This window comes from Neobacillus drentensis (assembly GCF_036962765.1).
Classification (GTDB): Bacteria; Bacillota; Bacilli; order Bacillales; family Cytobacillaceae; genus Neobacillus; species Neobacillus drentensis_C.
This window is the reverse complement of record NZ_JBALOS010000032.1, coordinates 64332-70622: the sequence shown is the minus strand read 5'-3', so window position 1 is coordinate 70622 and position 6291 is coordinate 64332. Positions and strand designations below refer to the sequence as shown.

The following is a 6291-nucleotide window of genomic DNA, read 5'->3' as shown; positions in this document are numbered from 1 at the left end:
AACTTTACGAAAACAGCCAAATAAAAAATGAGCTTGAGATAATCTAGCTCATTTTGATATCCGTTTAATTTTTCGTAAAGTTGAATTTTATATATTGCTGTATATGTCAACCGTAATTATAAATCAGTCATGATAGCGAAGTCCCTCTTAAATTCACATTTACTATCCTAAAGATTTTCTAGACAATTATTTTTGTAAGAATTAAATTTAAGAAAATAATGCGTTTGTTCCCGAAAATGAACGAGGAAAGTGTCACGATTCGGGGATTTATGTCTCTTCGTTTACTTAATTGGATAGTAATTTTGCTCTTAATCTTGACATTTCCTTATCCATTATGGAAGAAGCTTTAGCAAGCTCTATGAGCTGCTTTTTAGCATCCTCAGGTATAGTCTCGCCTTGATATTTATAGTTTAGTTTATGTTCCGTGGATGCCCAAAAATCCATAGCGGATGTACGAATTTGTATTTCTGCTGGAACCCATAATATTTCGTTGGACAGGATGACTTGAGTTTCTACAATCAGGTGCAGACTTTTATATCCACTCATTTTTGGGTCCTGAATATAATCCTTTACGCTTATCATTCGAATGTCTTCACGTTGCTCAATATGCTCCTTCAGCATATACACGTCTTCAATAAAACTTGTAACAATTCTAACACCCGCAATATCTCTTATTTCATTCCTTACCGCTTCTTGTGTTAAGTGAATTTCTTTTTTTTGAATTTTCTCCACCAAAGATTTTATTGTTTTCATACGTGTTTTCAAATGTTCAATAGGGGAATAGCCATGCTGTGTTTTCCACTCTAAGTCAATAATCTTGAAATCACTTTCTAATTCGTGTAATGCCATTTGGTAGAGCAGAAAGAATCCCCTCCAATTGTCTATTACTTTTTGAATGACCTCGATCTTAATCTTTTCTTTCAGCATGTCCACAACCCTCCAGTTATTATTTTGTTATCATAACACAGATGATTCGAAGTAAAAAAATATGTTCTAATAGGAAATTTTTTACTTTCTCTTGTTATTTACATCCTACGTCTGAAACCCCCAAACCATTGTACCTAAAGGCTCTTTTCGCATGTTGATTTCCGCTCCAGGCACTTGCTTTCCGCGGGGAGGGATGACGCTCCTCGGCGTTATCGCCTGTGGGGTCTCCCACTTCCCTCTTTTTCCCGCAGGAGTCAAGTGCCCTCCGCTACAATCAACTCAGATTGTTAAAGTTAAATTACACTAAAAAAGCAACAAACTTTACGAAAACAGCCATTATTAAAAAGATGGACCATATAAATTTTTTTATTTTTGACGAATATGTTTAACCAGAGGATGAACATAAGGAAATTCATAAAACAATTTCAATTTACAAAGATAATTTAATCAATCTAATTAATGAGTATGCCAAAAAACAGGGCTTTAAATTAAGGGATTCTTATTAAGCTCTAACAGGTGCAAGAGTTGAAAATCAGGGATTACTACGGATATCCCTTTTGTTATTGCACTAACTGGGTAGGATTGTTGAACAAGGAATTCAACCTATGTTTGTAGAAATAGTAATATTTAACAATGTTTAGTATTACTCTTATAGTATTTTCACAGTTGAATTATTTTCCAAATGGGGAGGGGCATTTTTGCAAACTTTTTTTAGATATAACTGGATGGTAAGAAAAGACTGGTATCGTTGGTGTGAAGAGTTAAGTGAAGAAGAACTTCTGCGGAACCGAACGGGTGGAATGGGAAGTATATTGCACACACTTTTCCATATTGTTGATGTCGAATGGAGCTGGATACGTCTCTTACAAGGTAAAACTGACTTTCAGGAGAGTTTCGATAGTTATAAAAGCTTGAACAAAGTTCGAAAATTGGACGCTGAATTTCATTTAGAAGTGGAAAACTTTGTGAACAGCTGGGATGCTAGTATGGAAAATCAATTATTTTATGATACCTTGCCAAATGGAAGAATTGTGACGGATACTTGGGGTGAAATAATGCGCCATGCCATTGCTCACGAAATTCACCATATAGGGCAATTATCAATTTGGGCAAGGGAATTAGGAAAAAAGCCTGTTTCTGCAAACCTTATAGGTCGGGGTCTTTCCTCTCATTCGAATAAATAATTCAAATAGATAGTAATTTAGTCGGTTTCTATATATTTTACAGGCGGTGTAACATTTATGAACAACAGTCCCGTTGTGAAAGAATACTCTAAAGATGACCAAGCTCAAGTTGTGGATTTAATTCTTCATATTCAGCAACAAGAATACAATATTCAGATAACCAAGGATGACCAGCCCGATTTGTTTACCATAGAGGATTTTTATCAGACTGGTAGCGGAAACTTTTGGGTGGCTCTTTATGACGATAAAATAGTTGGTACAATCAGTCTTTTAGACATTGGGAATCATCAAGTTGCATTAAGAAAGATGTTTGTAGATAAAGAATATCGAGGAGGAAAATTTAAAACTTCCAGTCTTTTATTAAATACTGCCATTAAATGGGCGAGAGAAAAGTCCATTAAAGAAGTATATCTCGGAACCACACCACAATTTTTAGCTGCGCATAGATTTTATGAAAAAAATGGATTTACAGGTATAGGTCTTAAAGATTTACCTGAGAATTTTCCAGTGTTGCAGGTCGATAAAAAGTTTTACAAGTATTTGGTTGATTAGAACCAAACGAAATTTCGTTCCTCAAGTATCGGGAGCAAGAGTTAAAGATTTAGCTGCCATTTTCGGCGGCTTTTTTCTATTTATCTAAAATGATGCGCGTGGGAAGGTGAGATCCTTCACCTTGATGAAGTCTCCAAGTGGGGATTTTTTTTTTTTTGAAGGAAATTCAGCTATTCGCTACATAGGGCGGGGTTCGTAATAGGTAATGTATTTGTCCTCAAAAAAACCTAGTGAAAGTGCCCTTACCATTTTTCATTTCTTAACATAAATTGTATGGAATATTCTAAAGGAGGTAATAAAATGTTTGGTTATGGTGGCTTTGGTGGATACGGTGGCTTTGGCGGTTGTTGTGGTGGCTTTGGCTACGGCGGCGGTTGCGGCTACGGCGGCGGTTTTGCTTTAATCGTTGTATTGTTTATCCTATTAATCATTGTTGGAGCAGTAATCTGCTTCTAAAAAAAATTACTCTTAGCTCAAAAAAAGCCCTTTAAGGGCTTTTTTTGAGTTGAACGATACCTCATTAAGGTGTATGGATCCATGGATTGGTTATGGGGTTTCGGCTACACTCTAGATTATGCATCCGTTCATGTGAATAACACTGGGATAAGCCTTTTTTTGAGAATTATTTTTATTCAGCTAAACACTTGTCTATACCTTTTTAGATCTTGTACATATGTTATTACTACACCAAGCCAAATCTAATTCATTTCTTACCTCCAAAGAAACGTTTGCTTTCAAGCAGACGTTTCTTGCATTTTTAGCCAAGTCTCTATTGTTCTAAAGGGGGCTTTAATGCCATAAGAATATGATTGGTACCCGGTCATCCTTGTTACTCTTTAAAACTTTCACTAAGTGCCGACCAGATCTCATTTTTGGCAGCGAGAAGCTGATTAGGCAAAACCATGTCAAAACTAAATGGAAGACTGATAAAATTTAGCGCAAAAAAATAGCCAACTAAAACGGTCTGTCCAAACAGGATTATTCCCAAAACAACGGCCGGAATTAATTTTGTTTGCACCAGTGCCGCCTTCCTTTTCGGATTGCTCCTATTCATAAACGATTGTTTACACACTTGAATGGCACCAATCATAGATTGAACAAATAAAACCGATGCTAGAAAAATACTAATATGAACGAGTACCATTTCGAAGTTAACATGGATAGGTAAACCATTTTCGTAGCGAAAATACATGGGTAAAGCCAGTAGAACAGCAGTTGAAAGGCCCCATATCACCCCAAATGCGTTTCGTATCCATAACATTAAGGCAAGAACACTAAGCCCTAAATAAAGATAAATCACCAAATGATAGTGGCCTTTCGATACTAAATAAAACAAGCCTATTGCTGCCACCGAAGCACCCGTATAGCCTGCATACGAAATAAGTGCTTTTCTAAACTGTGAAGGATCACTCCCAGTTGTCTGTCCTGATCCATCTCGATACAGATGAATTTTCCCACCTTCCAGGCAAACACTGATCACGAGATTGACCAGGTTATGAAAATGGGCTAAATAAACCCTTATAAAAGGAAGCCAGCTCCCCACCAACGCTACACCGAGGTAAAGAAGAATCAGCGTGGTCGTACTCAATGTCACTCCTCCTCTCTGGGCCAGATAGGAAGAGAAGCACCCATCCTAGATGGTGGTGCTCCTCTCCCCCTGAATTATAATGCGGCCACTTTTTCTTTTTCATTCTTTAACTTTTCAAGTTCCTTACTGAGCTCTTCCTCGCTCACATAGCTATTGTATGCCGCATCAAACTGAGCTAACGGAGTCGCAAACTCATTTCCTGCTTGTACCTCCGCTTCCATCATTAAGATTCTCTCTTCGGCACGGGCCACTCCTCTTGCAATATCATCGGTATTGAATCTAACCGTTACTTTCTGAATTTGTTTCATCGACTGAGCCACATTCGCACGTGAAGCTAACAAGCTTTTCTTTTGCTGCATTTGGTTATATGTTTCCTTCAGCTGGTCCAATTTTTCGATGAGGATTTGGGTTTGTCCTTTAATCGACGCTAATTGGTCAACATATAGTTGTAACTCGTTTTCTTTGTTGATCTTTTCTTGCACGGCTAGTTTTGCCATTGCCTCGTCACCTTGCTCAATCGCCAATTTCGCCTGACGAGTACGCTTGTCCACCAACGATTTGATTTCAGAAATAAGTCCTTCTTGTTTTTTCTCTACAAAAATTTGCCTTGCTAAGGCTTTCTGACCTTTGGCAATTTCCTGTTCCATTTCCCTAGAATATTCATTTAACATCGCAATCGGATCTTCAATACCGTCTAATAATCCGTTAATTTCCGCCATTGTAATCGTCTTTAATCTTTTAAAAATACCCATGTTATTCATTCTCCTTTTTCGTTACTAGATTTTTTTCCCATTGATCTAAAATGTTTCCATATTGATTGGTTACTGGTATAGGCGAACTTACAACAGAAGTGTTAATAAACTGTTGCATCGAAGAAGCTTTTGACTTCTTTCTAAACCATCTTACTAATAGGACTAGCACAGCTAGTCCAATAATAAGGAAGAGCCAAGGGAATCCGCCGTCATGGTGAGCGCCATTCATCATTTGGCGGCCCCCGCCAAATCCGCCGCGGTGACCCATTCCACCCGGACCATGTCCTTCTGGACCTCTCGCATAAGCGCTCCCTCCTCCTAGAAGAAAGTGGAGTACGTTGATGACCAATACGGTAGAAGCAACGATGACTCCCCAGAAAATACCCTTCTTTACTTTTGTGTTCATCTTGTTTATCTCCTTTCGTTATCTGATGTATTAAATATTAATAGGGCATGGTGAAAACTTGGTGAAAAGAGGAACTAGCAATAAAATTTTTTGATGCAAGCTGAAAGGAGATTCGGTGGCTACTACTAGATTCCAGTTCGAAGGTCATTTCCAATTAATATCCAACAAATGTCGTAAGTTTCGGTAATTATGTCGTAAGCGTCGGTAATTATGTAATAAGCTCCGTAAAATATGTCGTAAGTAGCTTCAGATTTACAGGTTTTCCAATTATTATCCATCAAATGTCGTAAGTTTCGAGAAATACGTAGTAATTGTCCTGAATTATGTAGTAAGTCGCGTAAGATATGTAATAAGTGACCCAAATTATGTAATAAGGATTTACAATTCGCATAAATCGCCACTATTTTCCTGCGATGAATGCATCCGACTCTCTTAATCTTTGAATATGTAAGATTTTCTACCTAATTTATCCAAGAGTTGGTGTATTTTTTACCAAAAATAGGTAAGAGGATGAATCGGGGGTACTTTGAAGAAATAACATGCTTATTTTGGGGGAGGGCGCATTTAACCGTTTATCTATTCATCGGGCGAATTTCCAGGTTCAATGAACGAATCTGGGCTCATAATGAGCGAATTTTTAGCACTTATGGGCGCATTTATGAAGCAATACTCTATTAGAGCTGGCCGATTTCAATTCCGTTCAGGTAGTTGGGACACGCGTCCTTGTGAGAGTAGAACGTTGCCAGGCACATCTAAGACAACCTAAAAAAGGTTGTTTTTGTGTTATGAAGTGGAAATTGGTTAATGTTAATAATCATGGTTTTTACATGCTTGTTTACGGTCCAATGTCTATCGTAAGCTCTCCGATGGACAAAACTCATG

Annotated in this window: 7 protein-coding genes; 3 read left to right on the top strand and 4 right to left on the bottom strand. The window is 37.7% G+C overall.

The features are described from left to right. Positions 1-285: 285 nt before the first annotated feature. On the bottom strand, positions 286-927 hold the full coding sequence (locus tag V7137_RS05665; protein WP_335697160.1) for a GTP pyrophosphokinase: 642 nt from the start codon (positions 925-927) through the stop codon (positions 286-288). 698 nt (positions 928-1625) lie between these two features. Between V7137_RS05665 and V7137_RS05660 the strand changes: the two genes are divergently transcribed. The 3 genes from V7137_RS05660 (at position 1626) to V7137_RS05650 (ending at position 3119) form a co-directional block, all read left to right on the top strand. Beyond that, positions 1626-2111 carry a DinB family protein gene (locus tag V7137_RS05660; protein ID WP_335697159.1) on the top strand — a complete coding sequence of 162 codons (486 nt, stop codon included), beginning with the start codon at positions 1626-1628 and terminating at the stop codon, positions 2109-2111. A 57-nt stretch (positions 2112-2168) separates the two neighbouring features. Further along, a complete protein-coding gene (locus V7137_RS05655; RefSeq protein ID WP_335697158.1) occupies positions 2169-2663 on the top strand; it encodes a GNAT family N-acetyltransferase in 495 nt (164 codons plus the stop codon). A 300-nt stretch (positions 2664-2963) separates the two neighbouring features. Then, a complete protein-coding gene (locus V7137_RS05650; RefSeq protein WP_335697157.1) occupies positions 2964-3119 on the top strand; it encodes a YjcZ family sporulation protein in 156 nt (51 codons plus the stop codon). A 373-nt stretch (positions 3120-3492) separates the two neighbouring features. Here V7137_RS05650 and V7137_RS05645 read toward each other — a convergent pair whose 3' ends face one another. The 3 genes from V7137_RS05645 to V7137_RS05635 all read right to left on the bottom strand — a co-directional run bounded on the left by V7137_RS05645 (position 3493) and on the right by V7137_RS05635 (position 5409). Beyond that, positions 3493-4251, bottom strand: a complete 759-nt coding sequence (locus V7137_RS05645; RefSeq protein WP_335697156.1) for a M50 family metallopeptidase — start codon at positions 4249-4251, stop codon at positions 3493-3495. A 74-nt stretch (positions 4252-4325) separates the two neighbouring features. Then, complete coding sequence (locus tag V7137_RS05640) at positions 4326-5003, bottom strand: PspA/IM30 family protein (protein WP_335697155.1); 678 nt, start codon at positions 5001-5003, stop codon at positions 4326-4328. 1 nt (position 5004) lies between these two features. Further along, the gene (locus tag V7137_RS05635) at positions 5005-5409 is read right to left on the bottom strand and encodes a hypothetical protein (RefSeq protein WP_335697154.1); all 405 of its coding nucleotides are present in this window, start codon (positions 5407-5409) and stop codon (positions 5005-5007) included. Positions 5410-6291: the final 882 nt, after the last annotated feature.

What these genes read in the sequence shown, in the direction of transcription:
- V7137_RS05665 (WP_335697160.1), bottom strand. Translation starts at nt 927, where the DNA reads ATGCTGAAAGAAAAGATTAAGATCGAGGTCATTCAAAAAGTAATAGAC.
- V7137_RS05655 (WP_335697158.1), top strand. Translation starts at nt 2,169, where the DNA reads ATGAACAACAGTCCCGTTGTGAAAGAATACTCTAAAGATGACCAAGCT.
- V7137_RS05650 (WP_335697157.1), top strand. Translation starts at nt 2,964, where the DNA reads ATGTTTGGTTATGGTGGCTTTGGTGGATACGGTGGCTTTGGCGGTTGT.
- V7137_RS05640 (WP_335697155.1), bottom strand. Translation starts at nt 5,003, where the DNA reads ATGGGTATTTTTAAAAGATTAAAGACGATTACAATGGCGGAAATTAAC.
- V7137_RS05635 (WP_335697154.1), bottom strand. Translation starts at nt 5,409, where the DNA reads ATGAACACAAAAGTAAAGAAGGGTATTTTCTGGGGAGTCATCGTTGCT.